Source organism: Aeromonas sp. Y293-4, assembly GCF_027705905.1.
Taxonomy (GTDB): Bacteria; Pseudomonadota; Gammaproteobacteria; order Enterobacterales; family Aeromonadaceae; genus Aeromonas; species Aeromonas veronii.
Genome location: NZ_JAPDCI010000025.1, coordinates 18,669 through 40,449 on the forward strand (window position 1 = coordinate 18,669; position 21,781 = coordinate 40,449).

21 protein-coding genes are annotated in these 21,781 nt (G+C 57.9%); 16 read left to right on the top strand and 5 right to left on the bottom strand.

The window, feature by feature from the left end; genetic code table 11:
* The first annotated feature begins 112 nt into the window (after positions 1-112).
* From OKC31_RS19740 to OKC31_RS19815, 16 genes are all read left to right on the top strand, one after another.
* On the top strand, positions 113-571 hold the full coding sequence (locus tag OKC31_RS19740; RefSeq protein WP_201934317.1) for a DUF6998 domain-containing protein: 459 nt from the start codon (positions 113-115) through the stop codon (positions 569-571).
* Positions 572-628: 57 nt separating this feature from the next.
* A complete protein-coding gene (locus tag OKC31_RS19745; protein WP_182963518.1) occupies positions 629-1,345 on the top strand; it encodes a sugar isomerase domain-containing protein in 717 nt (238 codons plus the stop codon).
* 55 nt (positions 1,346-1,400) lie between these two features.
* A complete protein-coding gene (locus tag OKC31_RS19750; protein ID WP_236327085.1) occupies positions 1,401-2,096 on the top strand; it encodes a hypothetical protein in 696 nt (231 codons plus the stop codon).
* A gap of 157 nt (positions 2,097-2,253) precedes the next feature.
* On the top strand, positions 2,254-2,769 hold the full coding sequence (locus OKC31_RS19755; RefSeq protein ID WP_182963517.1) for an AAA family ATPase: 516 nt from the start codon (positions 2,254-2,256) through the stop codon (positions 2,767-2,769).
* An 11-nt stretch (positions 2,770-2,780) separates the two neighbouring features.
* Positions 2,781-3,557, top strand: coding sequence for a phosphotransferase family protein (locus tag OKC31_RS19760; protein ID WP_232098397.1), 777 nt, complete (start codon positions 2,781-2,783; stop codon positions 3,555-3,557).
* Between the two features lie 535 nt (positions 3,558-4,092).
* Complete coding sequence (locus tag OKC31_RS19765) at positions 4,093-6,003, top strand: PTS fructose transporter subunit IIABC (RefSeq protein ID WP_182963516.1); 1,911 nt, start codon at positions 4,093-4,095, stop codon at positions 6,001-6,003.
* Between the two features lie 580 nt (positions 6,004-6,583).
* The gene (gene uhpT, locus OKC31_RS19770) at positions 6,584-7,990 is read left to right on the top strand and encodes a hexose-6-phosphate:phosphate antiporter (protein WP_005353611.1); all 1,407 of its coding nucleotides are present in this window, start codon (positions 6,584-6,586) and stop codon (positions 7,988-7,990) included.
* Positions 7,991-8,209: 219 nt separating this feature from the next.
* Positions 8,210-8,515, top strand: a complete 306-nt coding sequence (locus tag OKC31_RS19775) for a PTS fructose transporter subunit IIB (RefSeq protein ID WP_005334611.1) — start codon at positions 8,210-8,212, stop codon at positions 8,513-8,515.
* Complete coding sequence (locus OKC31_RS19780) at positions 8,515-9,282, top strand: PTS sugar transporter subunit IIA (RefSeq protein WP_270657467.1); 768 nt, start codon at positions 8,515-8,517, stop codon at positions 9,280-9,282. The genes OKC31_RS19775 and OKC31_RS19780 overlap by 1 nt, the downstream gene beginning before the upstream one ends.
* A gap of 106 nt (positions 9,283-9,388) precedes the next feature.
* Positions 9,389-10,294, top strand: a complete 906-nt coding sequence (locus OKC31_RS19785; RefSeq protein WP_270657468.1) for a pseudouridine synthase — start codon at positions 9,389-9,391, stop codon at positions 10,292-10,294.
* A complete protein-coding gene (locus tag OKC31_RS19790; RefSeq protein WP_270657474.1) occupies positions 10,294-10,785 on the top strand; it encodes an NUDIX hydrolase in 492 nt (163 codons plus the stop codon). The genes OKC31_RS19785 and OKC31_RS19790 overlap by 1 nt, the downstream gene beginning before the upstream one ends.
* A 318-nt stretch (positions 10,786-11,103) precedes the next feature.
* A complete protein-coding gene (gene mnmA / locus OKC31_RS19795; RefSeq protein ID WP_005353619.1) occupies positions 11,104-12,210 on the top strand; it encodes a tRNA 2-thiouridine(34) synthase MnmA in 1,107 nt (368 codons plus the stop codon).
* 23 nt (positions 12,211-12,233) lie between these two features.
* Positions 12,234-12,848, top strand: coding sequence for a high frequency lysogenization protein HflD (gene hflD, locus OKC31_RS19800; RefSeq protein ID WP_005334622.1), 615 nt, complete (start codon positions 12,234-12,236; stop codon positions 12,846-12,848).
* A gap of 129 nt (positions 12,849-12,977) precedes the next feature.
* Entirely contained in the window at positions 12,978-14,348 is a 1,371-nt protein-coding gene (purB, locus tag OKC31_RS19805) for an adenylosuccinate lyase (protein WP_005334624.1), read from the top strand.
* Positions 14,349-14,487: 139 nt separating this feature from the next.
* Entirely contained in the window at positions 14,488-15,618 is a 1,131-nt protein-coding gene (locus tag OKC31_RS19810) for a ribosomal protein uL16 3-hydroxylase (RefSeq protein ID WP_267511595.1), read from the top strand.
* Between the two features lie 181 nt (positions 15,619-15,799).
* A complete protein-coding gene (locus OKC31_RS19815; RefSeq protein ID WP_270657469.1) occupies positions 15,800-16,213 on the top strand; it encodes a hypothetical protein in 414 nt (137 codons plus the stop codon).
* Positions 16,214-16,309: 96 nt separating this feature from the next.
* Here OKC31_RS19815 and OKC31_RS19820 read toward each other — a convergent pair whose 3' ends face one another.
* The 5 genes from OKC31_RS19820 to OKC31_RS19840 all read right to left on the bottom strand — a co-directional run bounded on the left by OKC31_RS19820 (position 16,310) and on the right by OKC31_RS19840 (position 21,695).
* The gene (locus OKC31_RS19820; protein ID WP_005334630.1) at positions 16,310-16,849 is read right to left on the bottom strand and encodes a GNAT family N-acetyltransferase; all 540 of its coding nucleotides are present in this window, start codon (positions 16,847-16,849) and stop codon (positions 16,310-16,312) included.
* 6 nt (positions 16,850-16,855) lie between these two features.
* Positions 16,856-18,496, bottom strand: coding sequence for a GNAT family N-acetyltransferase (locus tag OKC31_RS19825; RefSeq protein ID WP_270657471.1), 1,641 nt, complete (start codon positions 18,494-18,496; stop codon positions 16,856-16,858).
* On the bottom strand, positions 18,496-19,110 hold the full coding sequence (locus tag OKC31_RS19830) for a glutathione S-transferase family protein (protein ID WP_270657472.1): 615 nt from the start codon (positions 19,108-19,110) through the stop codon (positions 18,496-18,498). Before OKC31_RS19830 ends, OKC31_RS19825 begins: the two co-directional genes overlap by 1 nt.
* A gap of 36 nt (positions 19,111-19,146) precedes the next feature.
* Positions 19,147-19,785 (bottom strand): pyridoxamine 5'-phosphate oxidase, encoded by a 639-nt coding sequence (gene pdxH, locus OKC31_RS19835; protein ID WP_019444749.1) that lies wholly within the window; start codon positions 19,783-19,785, stop codon positions 19,147-19,149.
* A 176-nt stretch (positions 19,786-19,961) separates the two neighbouring features.
* Complete coding sequence (locus OKC31_RS19840) at positions 19,962-21,695, bottom strand: reprolysin-like metallopeptidase (RefSeq protein ID WP_270657473.1); 1,734 nt, start codon at positions 21,693-21,695, stop codon at positions 19,962-19,964.
* Between the last annotated feature and the right edge of the window lie 86 nt (positions 21,696-21,781).

Below are 21,781 nucleotides of genomic sequence, written 5' to 3' on the forward strand. Positions count from 1 at the left end.
GGGCGGTAGCGTGCCAGCCAGAAATGGGATGGAGCGATAATTTCCTCGTGACCGTCCAATTACGCTTCGACAATCCGACCGACAAAACTGAACAATCAAAGCGGTAAAAAACATGCTCGATCACAAGCGATTCCAGAGATTGGTACAACAGCTCTACTCGACAGTAGAGGAGCTTGAAGAAATGTTTCCGGGGCGACACTTTACGCCCGATGGCCATATGGTCGGCAGTATTGGCGAATGTCTGGTTGCAGATGCTTACGGGTTAGAATTGATGAATGCATCAAACAAGGGATATGACGCTTTATCTCCATCCGGGCTGCAAGTTGAAATCAAAGCCACGCAGGCAAAATCAGTCGCCTTCCGCAGCCAGCCAGAACACACCATCGCCATCAAAATTCTTCCCAACGGCACATTCGAAGAGATTTTTAATGGCCCGGGAAAATTGGTATGGCAGCAGTTTGACGGGAAGCCCCTGCCCTCAAATGGTCAATACCAAATATCTCTTAACAAGCTCAAAGAATTAAACAAGCAGGTTGATAAACCTCAGCGGATCTTAAAAGTCACCCAATAGAACCCGTGCACAGGATGAGGTGCCCCTCTCCAGCAATCCACAAGGATCCCCGCCGTTATGTTTGAGTACGTCGAAAAACTGCAAGCGCGCATCGCTACCATGGTCAGCCAGAACGAAGCCGGGATCCGGCAGGCGGTCCACTGGTTTAGCGAGGCCATCGTCCACAACAAGATGATCCATATGCTGGGCACCGGGCACTCCCATATGGTCGGGCTGGAGGGGTTTATCCGTGCCGGTGGCCTTGGCAATATCAACGCCGTGCTCGACTCCACCGTCACCACCGCCGATGGTGCCCTGCGCAGCTCGGCGCTGGAGAAGCTGCCGGGGCTTGCCGCCATCCTGTGGGAGGAGCAGCCGATTGCGCCGGGGGATCTGATGGTGGTCATCTCCAATTCGGGGCGCAACGCCCTGCCCATCGAGTGGGCCCAGCTTGCCAGAGCGCGCGGCCACAAGGTGATCGCTATTACCTCAGTGGCGCAATCGGCGCAAAACCCAAGTCGTCACCCTTCTGGCCAGAAACTGATGGAGCTGGCCGATCTGGTACTGGACAACTGCGTGCCGCCGGGCGATGGCCTGTGCGAAGTCAATGATCGGGTCACCGGCGCCTTCTCCTCCATCTCCGGCATGGTGCTGATCAATACGCTGGTTGTGGAAGCGCAGAAACTGGCACTGGCACAAGGAGTCACCCCGCTTATTTTCTCCAGCCAGAATGTGGATGGCTTTAATAACGATGATGTTTACCGCCATTTCCAAGGGCGATTGAAGTCGATGTAAAAATCTATATATAGATTTTTTAAATTAAACCATCAACAAAAATTGAGATCACATAGTGGCAGATTATATAAACAAAAACATCCTTAGTCAGGCTTATATTCATGTTGAGCCGAGAGGTATGGAAACCGATGAACAGTTAGAGTCATTCAAGGAAAATTTAAGAATGTTTTCCTTGACTCGTACTGAGTTCTTTTTATCTGAAGGTCTTGAGATCAATGTTGAGTTTGAAGATGGTTCAATAAAAGCTCGTGTAACTGTAATTGGCACACTAATGCTTCTACTTCAAGGTATTAGTTCTTATAAAGACTTCAGAGAGGGCCTTCAACTTCTGTACTCTGATGCAAAATGGCTATCGGATGCCATCATATCGGAATCTTTATATCAAACTAAGGCAAAACATCATGATGTAATCAGAGTGGAGGCTAGAACTGGAATCATTGGCTCCATTCATAAAGTTTTTAATAAATTGGAAAACATTAAACGTGGAGCAAAAGGAGCTATGCTCGCCACTGATATTGTGGATAAAATTGATGATGCGCAAAATGAAATACTAAAGTTAATGGATAATATCTGTGATTTAGCTGATAAGGATTTAGTCGCAAAAGAATGCATTGCTTTGGTTAAGGAGCTACCAGAAACACCTGTACCACCCAAAGATAAAGAGAATAAAATTTATGCTATCGACGAGTACAGACGCAAAAAATCAAATCTAATCGGTGAAATAGAAATCCATCTAATGGCTGATGAGTAAAATAAAATTATCTATAACGCAGATGTGCGGTGATACCTAATTTGACCATAAATCCTGATGGCCCGTAGGTTCGAATAGCGAAGCGTATTCGGACATTCACGTCATCATCTCTACTTTCCAGCCTCCAGATATCTGTTCCAAAAAAGAGAGCTCATAGATGCAACGAATTCTGATTATTGGCAACTCGGGATCGGGCAAGAGCTGGTTGGCGGCTCGATTGGCTGAACAGTTAACTATCCGCGAGGTCAATCTCGATACCATCGTCTGGCAACCGGGCGGCTTTAACCAAAAACGGCCCCAGCATGAGATTGACCATGCCATTCAAACTCTTGCTCAAGCGCCCTCATGGGTGGTCGAAGGGGTATTTGGTGCCCTAGCCGAGCAACTGCTTGATGCCGCTGATACCCTGCTCTTTCTGGATCTCGACTGGTCAGTATGCCGTGATTCGCTGCTATCGCGCGGATCACAGAGTGCCAGGCAACGGGATGCAGTGGCAGCCGAAGAGAGCTTTCAACAACTGCTGGTGTGGGCATCGGAATATGGGCAGCGAGCCGGCAAAAGCTCCCGCCAATTCCATCGCGAGCTGTTTGATCGATTCCCAAACGACAAGCACCGTTTCACGACTCGGGCAGAGGTAAATAGCTATCTCACGCAACTGACCACTCATAGCTAACGGGGTAGAGGATGACGCAACAGGAGCTGGCGAAAATGGGGGGCGCTTCGGTAAATATCCAGCTGCTGGATGGCAAACCCTGTATCAGAAAAAGCGGCGCATCGCCTGTCGAGCGCCATTTCTACCAACGTGCAGCCCCGCATTTGAGCGGGCTCAACACACCTGCCCTGCTCAGGGCCGAAGAAGAGATCCTGTTCCTTGAGCAGATCCCTCATCCGGTCACGCTCACGCAGCGGCACCACAACGAACAGACCTTTGCTCAGCTGGCCAGCCTGCATAACGCCAACTATCAACCCGACTTTTCGGTGAAAACTCACGGCTGGTCGCAGGCCGACACCGACGAGGCGCTCTCTGTACTCTGCCTGCCGGAAGTGGTAAACGAGAAGATCCGCCATATCCAGCAACTTGGTCACGAACTATTCGAGGAGTCATGTCTGATTTCGGGAGATAGCAATGAGGGCAACTGGGGCACCCGCGACAATGGTGAGCTGGTGTTGTTTGACTGGGAGCGATTTGGTTATGGCAGCCCGGCCATCGATCTGGCCCCGCTGGTGCCGCGGATGGGTTCACAGGCTGAGTATGAAACTATCATTGAACGTTATCAGCGCCACAGTTCGCTGCTCTCTGGCGACCGGTTGCTCCGCCATCTCGTTATGGCCAAGTGCTGGCTGATTATTGAGGTCACCAATCTGCTGACCAGAAGGGAGAAGCCGCAGGCACAGCAATATCTGGAGTGGTATCGGCAACAAGTGCCCCGCTGGTTGGAGTCGGTGGCGCATATGGTGTAATCCGTAGGTTCGAATAGCACAGCGTATTCGGACGTTCGCGTTATCACCTCTCTCTTTTCAGCCATCCCTCTCTTGCCACCACACTTTCTTCCCAAACAACGCCCCTCTGCGCTCGCCCAACCAATGCGATTGGCCTCCGCCATCAGGCGCATAAAAATCCTAATCCGCCCGACGAAATGGCGACTTTTTGTGAGAAAGGTCACATCTGATAACGCCTTAAAACCACATATAAATCCAGACCCCGCTGGTGATTAATTTATTGACATGACGCATTACAAACCTGATTGCGAAGCCAACCATAATCCATTCACCTGTTTTTAAAGAAAAAAATAGCAACAATCTGAAAATGGCGAGTCCTGCCTGAAAACGGGATCTTCATCACATCGCGTTTTACTGCGCACAAAAATCCAGTGATTAGCACATTTGTCCGATAGGGAGGGGACGAGCGAGCCACGATAATGAACAGGTCATTTTTATCCAGTACGTCGATACGTACTCACGCATAGCTTCCACCACCGGAAGCGGGGAGAGCGCCATGATCACCACCTTGATCAATGAACATCTGATCAATCTCGATTTGAAAGCGACGCGTAAGGAAGAGGTCTTCACCGAGATGGCCCGCCTGCTGGCGTCGCAAGGCAAGGTCAGCGACGAGCAGGCCTTTATCAAGGATCTGTGGGCCCGCGAAGAGCTGGGCAACACCGGCTTTGAAGAGGGCGTGGCCCTGCCCCACGCCAAGAGTGCGGCAGTCTGCAACCCGGCGGTCGCCATCGGCATCAGCCGCAATGGCATCGAGTACGGCGCCGAAGATGGCAAGCCGTCCCACATTTTCTTCATGATCGCCTCCCCCGATGGTGGCGCCAATCACCATATCGAAGTGCTGGCCGAGCTCTCCGGCAAGCTGATCGAAGAGGGCTTTATCGCCAAGCTGCTGGCGGCCAACACCCCGGCCGATGCGCTGGCGCTGCTGCTGACCAAGAAAGAGGAGCAGAGCGCGGCCCCAACCACCAGCAAGGGCTTTATCATCGGTGTCACCGGCTGCCCGGCTGGTATCGCCCACACCTATCTGGCGGCCGAGTCGCTGGAGCGCGCCGCCAAGGAGCTGGGTTATGAGGTGAAGGTGGAGACCAACGGCTCCATCGGCGTCAAGAACAGCCCGACCGCGGACGAGATCGCCCGCGCCACCGCCATCGTGGTCGCCTGTGACAAGCAGGTGGATATGGCCCGTTTTGCCGGCAAGCCCCTCATCAAGACCGGCGTAAAAGCCCCCATCAAGGATGGCAAGGGTCTGATTGAGCAGGCCCTGAAAGCCCCCGCCTATGTGGCAGACAAGGATGAGAAGAAGGGTGACGAGAAGCGCGCCAGCGGCGGCAGCTCGGATCTCTACCGCTACCTGATGAACGGCGTATCGCACATGATCCCGTTTGTAGTGACCGGAGGTCTGCTTATCGCCCTGTCACTGGCCATCGGCGGCAACCCGACCCCGAGCGGCATGCAGATCCCGGAAGGGAGCATGTGGAACCAGATCCTCAACGTCGGCGTGGCCGCCTTCACCCTGATGATCCCCATTCTGGCGGGCTATATCGCCTACGCCATCGGTGACCGTCCGGCACTGGCACCTGGCTTTATCGGCGGCTGGATCGCCAACAACGGCAGTTTCTACGGCGCTGACGCAGGTACCGGCTTTATCGGTGCCATCATCGCGGGCCTCCTGGTCGGCTATCTGGTGCGCTGGATTGCCACTCGCCAGTACCACAAGATGGTGCAGCCGCTGGTGCCGATCCTGATCGCCCCCATCGTTGGGTCGCTCTTTATCGCTGCCGTATTCATCTTCATCATCGGCGCCCCCATTGCCGACATGATGACCGGCCTCAACGCCATGCTGCTCTCCATGAGCGGTGGCAGTCTGGTGCTGCTGGGTATCGTGCTGGGTGGTATGGCTGGCTTTGATATGGGTGGCCCGGTCAACAAGGTAGCCTTCCTCTTCTCCGTCGGCATGATCGCCTCCGGTCAGACCCAGTTTATGGGTGCCATGGCCTGCGCCATCCCGGCCGCTCCCCTTGGCATGTCGCTGGCTACCGTGCTTGGTCGCAAGCTCGGTATCTTCGATGCCTCTGAAATCGAAGCAGGCAAAGCCGCCGGTGCCATGGGTCTGGTGGGTATCTCCGAAGGTGCGATTCCGTTCGCCGCCCGTGACCCGCTCGCCGTCATTCCGGCCAACGTGCTGGGCAGCATGACCGCCGCTGTGATGGCCTTCCTGTTCGGCATCACCAACAGCGTTGCCCACGGTGGCCCCATCGTGGCCCTGCTGGGTGCCGTCAACAAGCCGCTGCTGGCCCTGCTCTGCATGATCTGCGGTGCCATCGTCACCGGCGTGGTAGCGGTTGCCCTGAAAAAGCTGCGGGTAAAAAAGAGTGACGAGGTAACCCTGGCCAAGGCGGCCTGAGTGCCCCCTCGCCATCGCGGCTCATAGAGCATAAAAGAGGCCACCCCACGGGGTGGCCTCTTGTTTTTTGGGGATAGCTGGCGGGCCGTATCTCCCAATATCGCCCCCCGAGAAATGGTGGTCGATAAGCACTCTTCCTAGTATCTCCCTTCACCTCTCTCCTTGCCTTTCCCTTGCTTCCTTCTGGCCTATCCATCCCACCAGCCCAGCACTCACACAGAGCGCCAAACTGGCTGAAATGGCAGCAATCTGGCGTCAGCGGTGTGATGTTTCTCACGCTTTGTCCGCGAAAGCGCAAAAACTAGGAAAATTTCCTAGCCCCACTAGGGATGGCTCTCAAGCCATTTTTTGCCCCTCTTATTAGAGTCACCTCACCTGATGTCGTGACCCGCACCGCGACGGGCAATGTGCCCCGTCATTCCGTGCCGGGCCCGGGTTTATATGGATGGAGCGTCGAGCGCAGCAACGGCTGACAGCCCCCGACGTTCCGTTCCCCCTTCCGTGGCGTGACCTCGAACAACCTATCTACAAATGAGGGGCGCGGCGGAAATACCGTCTATCTCGCAGAGGATGAACGAAGATGTTGAAATTGCTCCAACAGGTCCGGGTCCCCACCCTGGACCTGCCGGTCGAAGCCCGGCGCAAGCTCTGGTTCAAGCCGTTTATGCAATCTTATCTGGTTGTATTTATTGGCTATTTGACCATGTATCTGATCCGCAAGAACTTCAACATTGCGCAAAATGACATGATCCAGGAGTACGGTCTCTCCATGACCGAGCTTGGCATGATCGGCCTTGGCTTCTCCATCACCTACGGGGTGGGCAAGACCATCGTCTCCTACTATGCCGACGGCAAGAACACCAAGCAGTTCCTGCCACTGATGCTGATCCTCTCCGCTCTGTGCATGCTGGGCTTCAGTGCCAGCATGGGCGGCACAGGTTTCAGCCTCTACTTCATGATCTTCTTCTATGCCCTGAGCGGTTTCTTCCAGAGCTGTGGCGGTTCGTGCAGCTACTCCACCATCACCAAGTGGACCCCTCGCAACAAGCGCGGCACCTATCTGGGTATGTGGAACCTCTCCCACAACGTGGGCGGTGCCGGTGCAGCCGGTGTGGCGCTGTTCGGTGCCAACTACCTGTTCGATGGCAACGTGCTCGGCATGTTTATCTTCCCCTCCATCATCGCGCTGATCGTCGGCTTTATCGGCCTGCGCTTTGGTAGCGATTCACCGGAAGCCTATGGCCTTGGCAAGGTGGAAGAGCTGTTTGACGAAGTGGCGAGCGAAGAGGATATCGCTACCGAAGAGCAGCAGCTGACCAAGTGGCAGATCTTCGTGAAGTACGTGCTGCTCAACAAGGTGATCTGGCTGCTCTGCTTTGCCAACATCTTCCTCTACGTGGTGCGTATCGGTATCGACCAATGGTCTACCGTCTATGCCCACCAGGAGCTGGGCTTCTCCAAAGACGTGGCCATTCAGGGCTTTACCTTCTTCGAAGTGGGCGCTCTGGTCGGCACCCTGATGTGGGGTTACCTCTCTGATCTGGCCAATGGCCGTCGTGGTCTGGTTGCCTGTGTGGCACTGGCGCTGATCATCGCCACCCTGGGTCTCTACCAGCATGCAACCACCCAGTTCATGTTCCTGGGCTCCCTGTTCACCCTGGGCTTCCTGGTGTTTGGTCCGCAACTGCTGATCGGCGTCGCCGCCGTGGGCTTCGTCCCCAAGCAGGGCATCAGCGTGGCCGATGGCGTCAAGGGCACCTTTGCCTACCTCATCGGTGACAGCTTCGCCAAACTGGGTCTGGGCATGATCGCTGATGGCACCCCCATCTTTGGCTTGACCGGCTGGACCGGCACCTTCGCCGCGCTGGATATCGCAGCCGCCGCCTGTCTGGTACTGATGGGTTGTGTCGCGGTCGCCGAAGAGCGCAAGATCCGCCGCATCAAGCGCGAACTGAAAGCCGCCGAACTGGCCGCCCAGACCGCCTGATAGCCATAACAACAGACGCAGATTGTTCAGGGCCACCCACCGGGGTGGCCCTTGTTGTTTGAAGCAACTAGACACCCGACTGGCCCGGCATGAACCTGCACTGCCGTTCAAGGGGCAGGCATATCCCCATCAAGATCCCACTTTTCATATGCGCTTTTGGTAAAAGCCCCCCGCAGGCGCTATCTTGTTGCTCCCCCTTGTCAGCATCACAGAGAGCAGATGAAGATCGTCGCCGTCACCGCTTGCCCGACCGGTATCGCCCATACCTATATGGCTGCCGATGCCCTGCAAAAAGCCGCCACTGGGTTGGGACTCAAGATCAAGGTCGAGACTCAGGGCGCCATGGGCATGGAGAACATGCTGACCGCCCGCGATATTGCCAGCGCCGACCTGGTGCTGATTGCCTCCGATATTGAGATTGAGCAGAAAGAGCGCTTCCTCGGCTGCACCATCCATCAGGTGAGACTGGAAACTGTGTTGCTGGATGCCAACGCCGTACTCAAGGCCCTGCCGATCCCGGCCTGATGCTGACCCGCGAGATCACCTTCTACTGCCAGCAGGGGTTGAGCATCACCCAGGCCAAGCAGTTGAACCGGCTGGTGGGGATGTTCAAATCCACCATCCGCTGTGCCAACCTCACCCGGCGTCAGACCGTTGCCGCAAGCAACCAGCTCTCCCTGTTGACCCTCGCCACCCAGCCCGGCGATCTCTGCCAGTTGCAGATCGAAGGATGCGATGCCGAGCTCGCCCACATGGCCTTCACCTGCTGGTGCGGGGAGCTGGGTCAACCGCTGGTGCGCCCGCGCACCGCCGCGCTGGCGGAGTTGCGACTGGCCAACGCCCTGCCCGACTACCATTTTGCCCTGTGCCAGCTGGCCCACAGCCCCGAACCGCTGACCAAAGCCGAGGCCCTCGAGCATCTAATCGATCTGCTGCCCGCCGAGCTGATCACCGACCGCGCCACACTGACCGCTGCGGTAGAGCGGCGCGAGCAGGTATCGGCCACCATCATCCGCCCCGGCCTTGCCATGCCTCATGTATTGAGCGAAGGGATCAGCCAGCCAGCGCTGACCCTGCTTAGCTGCAAGGAGCCCATCGAGTGGGGCTCTCAAATCGGGCAGGTGCAGACCATTATTCTGCTGGCGGTGCCGGTCGGTAGCGGACGGGAGACCCTGCGGCCCCTCACCCGACTGACGCAGGCGATGATCGACGATGTGGTCAGCCACGCCCTGCTGCAGGCAGGCTCGGCCCCCGCCCGTCAGGCTATCGTGATTGAGAGCTTGCTGAGCTAGGCGAATTGGCTCTGGGCACTGCTTGTTGTGACGCCACAGCCATTCATCCTGCCCTCAGCACCCTGTGGTACACTCGCTGCCATCGTCTGTCTGAAGTGTGTATCCGATGAAATCTCCCCGCTCCCGTCTCTCTGTCAGCCGCGCGCCGCGCGATAACGCCCCGCGCACGGCGGCCAAACCAGCCGCACCCCGCCATGCATCCCCCCGCAAACCGGAGCTGGCCCCAGAGGATCGCAAATTGCTCCTGCTGAACAAGCCCTATATGGTGCTCTGCCAATTCACCGACGAGGCGGGCCGCGAGACCCTCAAGGATTACATCAAAGAGCCCGGCATCTATGCCGCAGGGCGGCTCGATCGCGACAGCGAGGGGCTGCTGCTGCTCACCAACGATGGCAAGCTGCAGGCACGCCTCACCCAGCCGGGGGAAAAGACCCCCAAGACCTACTGGGTGCAGGTGGAAGGGCTCCCGAGCGAGGAGAAACTGGCCGCCCTGCGCGCCGGTGTGGAGCTCAATGACGGCATGACCCTGCCCGCCGGGGCGCGCATCATGGATGCACCTGCGGTGTGGCCGCGCAATCCGCCCATTCGCGAGCGCAAGGAGATCCCCACCAGCTGGCTGGAGATCAAGATCATCGAGGGGCGCAACCGGCAGGTGCGGCGAATGACCGCCCATATCGGCCACCCCACCCTGCGCCTTATTCGCTACGCCATCGGCGACTGGACCCTGGATGGTCTGGCACCCGGCGAGAGCCGCAGCCTGCCCGCCCCCGAGCTGGCGCCGAGCTCCAGCAGCCGCCCGCGTCCCTCCTCATCCCGTTCAGGCGCTCATACCGCCAGGGATGCGCCACGGCGGGCCAGCCAGCCGAGACGGGACGAGCGCCCCCGCACCACTCACCCAACCGAGCGTTCAACTTCAAACCCGACCGGCGGCAAACCCCGCAGCAGCGGGCGAGGAACGGCACGCAGACCCGCCCGTGCGGGCAATCCCGATAGCAACGACAAGGAGTCATGATGAGCAATCAGGCAGAGCAATCGACCACCAGCCACGCCCGCATGGAGGCGCGCCTGACGGTCGCCGCCCTGGTGCAGTGGCAGGGCCGCTTTCTGGTGGTTGAAGAGGAGATAAAAGGCAAGCGCCGCTTCAACCAGCCCGCCGGTCATGTGGAGGCCGGTGAAGATCTGCTCACCGCCGCCTGCCGCGAGCTGAAAGAGGAGACGGGGCTGACCGCCACGCCTACCGCCTGGCTTGGCACCTATCTCTACAAACCGGCCGACAGCGAGGCCACCTATGTGCGCACCGCCATCATCTTCGACCTTGAAAAAGCGCCCGGTCAGCACCATCCAGAGGATCCTGATGGCGACATCCTCGCCTGCCACTGGCTCACCCTGGAGGAGATCGCCGAGTGCAAACCGGCCCTGAGAAGCCCGCTGGTGTGGCAGTGCATCGAGGATTATCTGGCGGGGACACGGCTGCCGCTGTCGGCACTCAAGGCCTTTATTTGAAAACCTGTCCACGCTCTTACTGCGAGGCCGTGATCAAGGCTCATGTGCTGCTCGCTTGTTTGCAATCAGGAAAGCTCACGTATATACATACGCTCCGGTTCCTGCGCTGCTCTTTACCTTGCTGACGGCCTCTCGTGACAGATCGTGAACAGGCTATCCGATATCGTTTGGCACCATTTTTTCATCATGGTGCTGACAAACAGAAAAACGATTTCCTGCTATCAGGCTCCTGATGGGAACTGCGGCATGGATATGTGACCGGGGGCGCAAAACTCTGGTAGAATACGCCCCGTTTAAACGAACTGGTAACTTCGACTAATGACAGACAACAGCCAAATCAAGGTGATCGTCGGCATGTCCGGCGGCGTGGATTCTTCCGTCTCGGCCTACCTGCTCCAGCAGCAGGGCTATCAGGTCGAAGGCTTGTTCATGAAGAACTGGGAAGAAGACGACACGGACGAGTACTGCTCTGCCGCCCAGGATTTGGCTGATGCCAAGGCCGTCTGCGACAAGCTGGGGATGAAACTCCACACCATCAACTTCGCGGCCGAGTACTGGGACAATGTGTTCGAGCACTTCCTCGAAGAGTACAAGGCTGGCCGCACGCCGAACCCGGATATCCTGTGCAACAAGGAGATCAAGTTCAAGGCGTTCCTCGAATTTGCCGCCGAAGAGCTGGGTGCCACCTACATCGCCACCGGCCACTATGTGCGCCGTGACGACAGCACAGGCCGCCCGCGCCTGCTGCGCGGTCTCGATACCAACAAGGATCAGAGCTACTTCCTCTACACCCTGAGCGAAAAGCAAGTGGGTCAGAGCCTGTTCCCGGTTGGCGATCTGGAGAAGCCGGAGGTGCGCCGCATCGCCGAGCAGCTCGATCTCATCACCGCCAAGAAGAAAGACTCCACCGGCATCTGCTTTATCGGCGAGCGCAAGTTCAAGGACTTCCTGGCCAAGTTCCTGCCCGCCCAGCCCGGTAAAATCGAGACCGTGGATGGCAAGGTGATCGGCGAGCATCAGGGTCTGATGTATCACACCCTGGGCCAACGCAAGGGGCTCGGCATCGGTGGTCGCAAAGATGCCACCGAAGAGGCCTGGTATGTGGTCGACAAAGAGGTCGAGCGCAACGTGCTGGTGGTGGCGCAGGGCGAGCATCCTCGCCTCTACTCCGACGGTCTCATCGCCAGCCAGCTGCACTGGGTAGATCGCACTCCCATTCGCGAGCCGCGTCGTTGCACCGTCAAGACCCGCTACCGTCAGCAGGATATCCCCTGCCTGATCCAGCCCATCGACGACGAGACCATCCGGGTTATCTTCGACGAGAAGCAGGCTGCGGTGACCCCGGGCCAATCCGCCGTCTTCTACGACGGGGAAGTGTGTCTGGGCGGCGGCATCATCGAACAACGTTTCAGCCATCCGGTTTGAATCCTTAACAGAAGGCAGCAGACGTGAGCGATAAATTCCAAGACAGAACAATGGCCTTTGCCGGCATCTGCCAGGCCGCGTATCTGGTGCAGAAGGTGGCCCGAGACGGCAGCTGTGACGAGGCCGCCCTGCGCGAGAGCCTCTCCAGCATTCTGGTGACCAACCCGAGCCAGCCGCTCGAGGTGTTCAACAACACCCATCTGGCCATTCGCGACGGCTACCGTGCGCTGGTCGAACAGCTGGGTGCCGACGGCAGCCAGAAGAATGCCGAGCTGACCCGCTACGTGGTAAGCCTGATTGCGCTGGAGCGCAAGCTGGCCAAGCGCAAGGACATTCTCAATATGCTGGGTGAGCGGATCAGCCAGATTGGCCGCCAGCAACAGCACTTCGATCTGCTCGACGAGCAGATTTTGGCCAACATGGCGAGCATCTACAGCGATCTTATCAGCCCCATCGGGCCGCGCATCCAGGTGGCGGGTACCCCGCTGTTCCTGCAGCAACCGCTGGTGCAGCACAAGGTGCGCGCCCTGCTGCTGGCGGGCATTCGTGCCTGCGTGCTGTGGCGTCAGCTCGGTGGCAGCCGCACCCAGATCATCTTCGCTCGCAAGAAGATGGTGGAGCTGGCCAAACGTTACTAATCATCGGCTCGCGCGCGGGCAAGCGAGGTCGACATCAGGGTGAACAGCCGCACATCAGCCTTGATGACAACTCAGCCCCACGCGCGAGTGGATACGGATCCCCCACACAAATCATCAGGAGTTCACCCCATGGAGCTGTCCGCGCTGACTGCTGTTTCCCCGATTGACGGTCGTTATGGCGACAAGGCCGATGCCCTGCGCCCTATCTTCTCCGAATTCGGCCTGCTGCGTTTTCGCGTCGAAGTCGAGGTGCGCTGGTTGCAAAAACTGGCCAGCCACGCCGGGATCCCGGAAGTCCCTGCCCTGAGCGCGGCCGCCAACGCCCTGCTCGACGGCATCGTCAGCAACTTCAACGAGAGTGACGCCGCCCGCATCAAACAGATCGAGCGCACCACCAACCATGATGTGAAAGCGGTGGAGTACTTCCTCAAAGAGAAAGTCGAAGTGAACCCGGAGCTGGCGGCTGTCAGCGAGTTCATCCACTTCGCCTGCACCTCGGAAGACATCAACAACAACTCCCACGGTCTGATGCTGAAAACCGCCCGCGAAGAGGTCATCAAGCCTTACTGCGAGAAGCTGATCAGCGAGCTCAAGCGTCTGGCCCACGAGTACCGTGACATGCCGCTGCTCTCCCGCACCCACGGTCAGCCGGCAACCCCGAGCACCATGGGCAAGGAGATGGCCAACGTCGCCTACCGTCTTGAGCGCCAGTTCAAGCAGATCATGGCGGTGGAGATCCTCGGCAAAATCAACGGTGCGGTCGGCAACTACAACGCCCACCTCAGCGCCTACCCGGATGTGGACTGGCACCAGTTCTCCGAGGAGTTCGTTACCTCTCTGGGCCTGACCTGGAACCCCTACACCACCCAGATCGAGCCACACGACTATATCGCCGAGCTGTTCGACGCCATGGCCCGCTTCAACACCATCCTGATCGACTTCGACCGCGATGTGTGGGGTTACATCTCCCTGGGTCACTTCAAGCAGCGCACCATCGCAGGCGAAATTGGCTCCTCCACCATGCCGCACAAGGTCAACCCCATCGACTTCGAGAACTCCGAAGGCAATCTGGGTCTGGCCAACGCCGTGTTCCAGCATCTGGCGAGCAAGCTGCCCATCTCCCGCTGGCAGCGTGATCTGACCGACTCTACCGTACTGCGCAACCTGGGTGTGGCGGTGGGTTACTCCCTGATTGCCTATCAGGCGACCCTCAAGGGTATCTCCAAGCTGGAAGCCAACGACGCCGCCATGGCCGCCGATCTGGATGCCAACTGGGAAGTGCTGGCCGAGCCGATCCAGACCGTGATGCGCCGCTACGGAATCGAGAAGCCCTACGAGAAGCTCAAGGAGCTGACCCGTGGTCGCCGCGTCGATGCTGAAGGGATGCGTACCTTTATCGACACCCTGGAGTTGCCGGAAGCGGTCAAGGTTGAGCTGAAGAAGCTGACCCCGGCCAACTACATCGGCGACGCCCAGCGTCTGGTCGATCTGCTGAAGTAAGCCAACCGGCAGTGACGAAGGGGCCCTGTGCACGATACGCCACAGGGCCCCTGTTATTTTCCCTGCCACGGCAGGATCCCGAGTGGCTTTTCCCAAGCCCGCCTTGGGCAAAACCTCTTTGCGAGACACGAGAAACAGCATGTACGAACTCAATCTGGATATCGCTCACTTCCTCGAGCACTACTGGCAGAAGCGCCCGCTCCTTATCAAGGGTGGCTTCAAGGACTTTCAGGATCCCATCAGCCCGGATGAGCTGGCAGGTCTGGCCATGGAAGAGGTGGTCGAGTCCCGCCTCGTCACCCGTTTCGACGGCAAGTGGAATGCCGCCCACGGCCCCTTCGAATCCTATGACCATCTGGGCGAAGAGAACTGGACCATTCTGGTACAGGCTTGCAACCACTGGGCTCCCGAGGTGAACGAGCTGGCCGTGCCGTTCCAGTTCATCCCGGGCTGGCGCTTTGACGATGTGATGGTGAGCTTCTCCACCCCTCACGCGGGTGTCGGCCCCCACATCGATAACTACGATGTATTTATCACCCAGGGTCTGGGCAAACGCCACTGGCGAGTCGGCGATGCCAAGCCCCTCAACGAGTTTGCCGCCCACGCCGCACTGCTGCACTGCGAGCCGTTCGAGGCGATCATCGACGTCATCATGGAGCCGGGTGACATCCTCTACATTCCGCCCGGATTCCCCCACGAAGGCTACGCCATCGAGCCCTCCATGAACTTCTCGGTGGGTTTCCGCGCACCGGATGCCAAGGCGCTTATCTCCTCCTTTGCCGATCACCTGATCGACAACGAGGTGCGTACCGAGCGTTACGGCGATGCCGATCTCAAGCCCCGCGCCCGTCACGGCGAGATCCAGCCCCACGAGCTGCACCGTCTGCGCGAGCTGATGCAGCAGGCCCTCGATGACGAGACCCTGTTCAAGGAGTGGTTCGGCACCATGATCTCCGAGGCCAAGCACGATCTCGACGTCAATCCGGTCGAGCCGGACTACAGCGCCGAGGAGGTAGCCGACCTGCTGACCCAGGGCGAGCCCGCCATCAAGGTGCCGGGTCTGCGCACCGTCTGGTTTAGCGGCGAGAGCCAGCAATGCTTCATCGACGGCGAAGCCTGGACTCTGCAGAGCGAAGACGCGGCCGCCATTTCGCTCTTGTGTGACAAAGACATCATCACTCAGGCCGATATGGTGGAGCTGGCCGATCAGGCTGGCTTCCTGCAACTGCTGACCCGTCTGGTCAACCGCGGTTACTGGTTCTTCAACTGAGCAGGTGGTAAGCGAAGGATAAATGGGCGCCTTATGGCGCCTTTTTTCACTCAGAGGCGGTTCAATTAACAATCGATGCGTGAAGCTGAACCCACTCTTGATGAACCGACAAGTGGTGATTTATTGAGCTAACATGGATGGGTATCATGCATCCGTCCCTGTTCACAAGAGAAGCGCCACCATGCAAATCACCTCTAGGCCCATGCCGCTGCCCGATTACGGCAAATCCCCCTCCTCTCCGGCTGTCACACCCGAGCAGGTCAGTCAGGCCCGTAACGAAGCGCTGATCAAGAAGGATGAAGTGCAGGCACAGAGTGAAGAGAAAGCAACGGCTCGCAGAACCCTGGCGGTCTCTTATACGGCTAACCAGCAAGATAAAGCCGTGGTGGAGCGCTACCTGGAGGCCAGCGGTCAGGAGAGCGACAGCAAGTCGGGCCCGAGCACGGCTGATATGTATCAGGCTGCGAATCGCTACCAGCGCCAGCAGAATCTCAGCGACTACATGCAATTCCAGCAGAGCCCGCTCGCCCAGCAGATGGGTGACATGGTTGGCGAAGATAATCGCAAGGGCACCCAGCTCGACATCATTGCCTGAGCCTATTTGCTCGAATAAGCCCGGCAGGGACTGATATAAACTGAAAAAGCCCTCGATGAGGGCTTTTTCGTTATAGCTTGTCGCTGCAACTTCTCGCTAGAAATGGGGCTCTTCTGCCTGCGCGTCCGGCAGCTCGTCGGGAAGTTCATCAAACAGGGGGTGATAGAGCACCTCACCCTGCACACCCGCAAAACCGCGCTCCTGCAGCTCCATCGCCATAAAGCAGTCGGCAGGCACCTCATAGATGCAGTGCAGGCCAAACTCGCTGGCCGGGCGGAAACCGAAACGGCTGTAATAGGCCGGATCCCCGAGTACTACCACCCCTTTCCAGTCCATCTCGAGCGCCGTATCAAGCCCTTCACGGATGAGATCAGAGCCAATCCCCTGGCCTTGCCAGTCGGGATGAACCGCAACCGGCGCCAGACCAAGCCAGGGCCCTTCCATGCCGTTAATGGTGATCGGGCTTAGCATCAGGTGCCCCATGAACTCGTACTCTTCCTCTTCGACCATGGTCACTACGGCAGCACCACATTCGCGCAGGCGGTTGACCAGTTCGGCCTCATCGGAACGACCGAAGGCGGCACTCAGCAGCTCATAAACCGGCAGCATGTCACCGGGGCGCTCGGTTCTCAACATCAGGTATTACTCCTCGTACAGCAGAGCGGGCATTATTCCACACAACGGCTGGTCATTCTGAGTACCTTTGTCCAAAAATGGGAGGGTGCACTCAGGAAAACGAGCTGCAAACTGCTGCTGCAAGGCGGTTAGCGTAGCCGGGGTGGCCCTGTTCATCGCCTCCCGGTAGGCCAGCCAGAGGGCGGGAGCCTCTCGCGCCAACCGATCAAAGGTCAGTTCTGGCGTTTGATACCAACAGCCATCCAGCTCATCGACCAGCTCCGGCAGCTCCACCAGCAGCCGTAACTGCTGATAGCGTATCTGCGGCGAGTCACCGTTGCCACCCAGCGCCTGCGCCATCAATTGGTTGAACCAGTGGCGCCGTGATGCGCGCTCCTCGCGGCTGAGCAGCGCTGGCCCCTGCCGCTGCAGCGCGGCCAGTTGCAGCAGCCACGCCAGCCCCTGTTCATCCCTGTCTTTCAGCAAGATGCCGCCAAGATGGGACAACTGCTCCGGTTCGGCCTGCTCCAGCAGATCGACGGGATAACAGTGCAGCGCCAGCAACCTCTCAAGATGCGGCGGGCAGCGCAGAAAACAGGGCTTCTCCCCCGCGCCCCTCTCATCCACAAAGAACGAGATAGCCAGCTTGCCGTTGGCACTCTGCCGATTGGTCGTTGCGGGATCACACAGGATCACCACAGCAATCCGCTCATCAGCAAGCCAGCGGGCAATCTCCTCGGCCAAGGAATTGGGTAAGCAGGGTGCACGATCCAGTCGCCAGTAACTCACCTCACACGGCTGGCGACCGCTGATATGGCGCCGCCCACGATAGTGCATGCCCACTTTTGCCATCACCCGGCCGGAGGCTAAATTGTCTGGCATATGGCGAGCCGTCAGCGCCGGCAGATTAAGTTGGTCAAAGGCGAACGCTTTGACCAAGCTTGCTGCCCGGGTCGCCAGACCGCGATTCTGCCAGGGCACACCAACCCACCAGGCGAGCTCGCCATTCCAGCGCAAGGAGATCACCCCGACCAGCGCAGCCCCACCCTCCTCTGGCAAGGTGATGGCCCAGCTCCAGCCAAGGCCAAGCGCCGCCTTGCGCCAGCTGAGCGCCAGCCAGTCGCGGGCCCCCTCCGGCGGATAGGGGTGAGGAATATTGAGGGTGTAGCGCGCCAGCGCCTCGTCGCTGCAGTAGCGCACTATCTCGCGCTCATCGTCGGCCTGCAATGGTCGCAGCACGACGCCTGATAGCGAATGCCCCTCAGCCAGGGTCGGCACCGTCACGCGGCGCACCAGCAGGCGATTGAGCACGGCGCCCAAATCGGCCTCGGGGGTGAGCGGCAGATCGGCCCCCACAGGGCCAAGGGTGAGCAGTCCCTGCTCCCTGGCGAGGGTCAATAGCGAGGTAGAGGCACTGATCAGAACCTGGCGGCTGGGATCAACATGAAAATCCGCCAGCAGATCCCCATCGAGCCAGGCAGCCAGCAGGGCCCCCGGGCAGAGCACCCCGTCAGGAGGACTGCTCGCCCAGGGAGCATCGGTTTGATCGAGGGCGGCAGCCGCCTCTTTGCCCAGCAGCAGCTGCCAGCGATGACCTTGCTGCTGCCAGTGCAGCAACAGCGCAGCCCACTGCGGTTGCCACAGACTGGCCTCGATCAGCAGTTCCATCAGCTGGCCTGACAGGCCGCTGGCAGCGTCAGATGGCGGGGATGGGCTTGGATACGGGCGATCCAGCTACGGATAGCGGGCCACCCCTGCAGGGAGAAGATCCCCTCCTCTGCCACGTGGGTGTAGGCATAAAGGGCGATATCGGCGATAGTCGGCGCATCACCGCACAGATAGGGGCTCTGTTTCAGCTGCTGCTCCATTACCGCCAGCGCCTTCTCGCCACCGGCTTTCAGACCGTCGAGCCGCGCCTCCTGCGACTCGGGTCGGCCGAGATAGTGAACGATAAAGCGGGCCACCGCGATGTAGGGCTCATGGCTGTACTGCTCAAAGAACATCCATTTGAGCACCTCGGCCTGCTGGCGCGGATCGGTTGGCCACAAAGACGAGCCCTGCGCCAGATAGAAGAGGATGGCATTGGATTCCGCCAGCGTATCGCCCTGGCCAATCTCCAGCACCGGGATCTTGCCGTTGAGGTTCTTGGCCAGAAATGCGGGGGTACGGGTATCCCCCGCCTGAATATCCACCTCAACCCACTCAAGGGGCAGCTTCAGCCAGCGGGCCAGCAGCCACACCTTGTAACAGTTGCCAGAACGCAGATCACCATACAGACGCATACACACTCCTTGTGAAAACAGAATTGAACAGCGCGCTCAGGGTGCCAGACGCTCGATATGCCAGCCATCCCCGTCGCGGGTGTAGTAGAAGCGGTCGTGCAGCCGGTGCTCGCCCCCCTGCCAGAACTCCACCGTCTCGATCACCACCCGGAATCCGCCCCAGAAGCTCGGCAGCGGCACTTCGCCATTGGCAAACTTCTGCTTGAGCTCGAGGAACTTGGCCTCCAGCACGCCGCGGGCCGAGATGCGGGTCGACTGTTTGGAGACCCAGGCAGCGATCTGGCTATCCTTGGGACGGCTGTGGAAATACTTCATCACCTCGAAGGTGCTCATCTTCTCCACCCGGCCGGTCACATGCACTTGACGGTCGAGCGTATGCCAGGGGAAGAGCAAACTGATACGGGGATTGCCTTCCAGCTGCTGCGCCTTGCGACTCCCCATGTTGGTGTAAAAGACCATCCCCTGGGCGTCGTAGTGCTTGAGCAGCACGGTGCGCTGCCAGGGCTGACCATCGGCATCCACCGTCGCTACCACCATGGCGGTGGGATCGGTCAGTTTGGCCTCACAAGCCTGCGCCAACCACTTCTCGAACAGCGCCAGCGGCTCGGCCGGCAGATCGGCCCGGTGCAGCCCGCCACGGGTATACTCACGGCGCAGATCAGCAACATCCATCATCTTGATTTTCCTTCAAATAAATAATGGTTCCACGACCATCAAGAGAATGATTGCAGGCATTGTGCGCTCGATAAAGGAACCTTGTAAACCATACAAAAAAGCGAAGAGGCTCACGCCTCTTCGCTTGGTTCATCAATTTACCAAAGATGGGTAATCTCACCCTTGGGTTATCTGGTTTAGTAGCTCATGGTCTCACGACGACGCAGCAGCGCAGCGATACCAAGGCCCAGCAGCGCGAACAGACCGGTCGAACCACCGCCGCCGCCATTGCTTTCAGGCTGGGGAGCCGGTGTGTTACTGCTCTTAGTCGCCAGTTTTGGCGTAATGGCATAGAAGATATTGTCGCTACAGGCCAGCTTGAGGCGAACAGCGCTGCCAGCATTGGCCGGAATGGTTACCTCATGAGCGCCATTGTTGCTCACGCCATTGACCAGCGGCTGCCAGCTCTTGCCTTCATCGTTGCTATAACTGATATCGACCCGCTGGCAGTTGATGCGGCCACCATCGGTTCCAGCTACTTGCCAATTCACTGTGGTCGGGCTACCAACCAGAATACGCTGGTCAGGGGCTGGCAATATCTTGAAGGTTTGTGAACCTGTATCGACCACTTCGACCGAGGTCTCACCATAGGCACCACCGCCTTTGCCATCACGGGCGACCAGACGGAAGTTAAGGGTGCGCGGCACATTGACCCAGACATCACCTTTCTCAGCTTCCCCTTTCAACTGGGTAGCCAGCGAAGGAAAGTGACGAACCGGGGATGTTGTCGGCGCGGCGTAACGATAAAGGGGACCGGTAGCAAGGAACCCGGAGCTCAATTGATGGCCACTCGTCGTTGCATCATCACTCAGGTCAACCTGCTCCCAAGTGTAAACAAGTGCATCACCATCAGGGTCACTGCCCTTACCACTCAGGCTAAACGCCACACCTTTAGGGATCACATGCACTGGCGGCACTTCGGTAATTTCCGGCTCCAAATTGTCCCCATTCTGTCTCGGAATAGAGGCGCCACAACGCGATGCGATAGTCGGTGCAAGAATCGCTGCGTCCTTGATTTCGATCTCCCCTTTCTGCGCTTTGGCTTCTCTCGCGATGATATGCTGCAGCATCTGCTCAATCGACTTGCTATGAAAATAAGCCTCGCTGTTGAGATGTACGTTTTGCTCCCCCATCAAACCCGCATAACCCATTATTGAACTACCACTGCCTGGCTCCCATGCCATAGATGGCTCTCTTTGTGTCCCATTTGCATTGTAGGTATGATTGGCGCCAAATTGATGGCCAATTTCATGCGCAACGAAGTCAATAAAAAATGCATCACCAACAGGATTGATATTTCCTGTAACAGCTTGAGACCTGGATGAATAAAAATATCCTATGTCATCACATAATGACCCAACCCTCGCCGAACCTGCATCTTTACCCGCGGTCAATACATGGCCAAGGTCGAAATAACCAATCTCTCTACTAATCAGTTTCTCTCTCTGAACTCTAGCATTTATAAGAGTATCTCTTGTTTCACCTGGATATCTACCATTCACAAAAGGATCGTCAGCAAGATTTTCGAATATAATATTGTGATTTCCCTCTGCCAATACGAAACGAACACCCAAGTCCCTTTCATACACCTCATTTAAACGGTTAACCAATACAGCCAGTGAATCCAAGGCTTGCGCCTTGCCGCCAAAGAACTTGGTATATGCACCAGTGGTAGAGAATGCAATGCTGTACTGGGTAAGCGCTGCCTTGCTATAACTAGCCTCGTTACGAGCCGCTTCAGTATTATTTTCTAGATTTTTTTTCGGCTCGGACTTGTCAATGATCTCATTGATATTCTTGCCACTCATTGAATGTGCATCTTTTTTGTAATAGACAGCGTAGGTACCGTTGCGCTGAATATCGACAAACACCTGCTCTCCCAGGGTGAGAGCGTGAACAAATTGTTAAATTGAGGTCAATTTAGCCAACCCAGCATCCAGTACCTTTTCCAGATAGG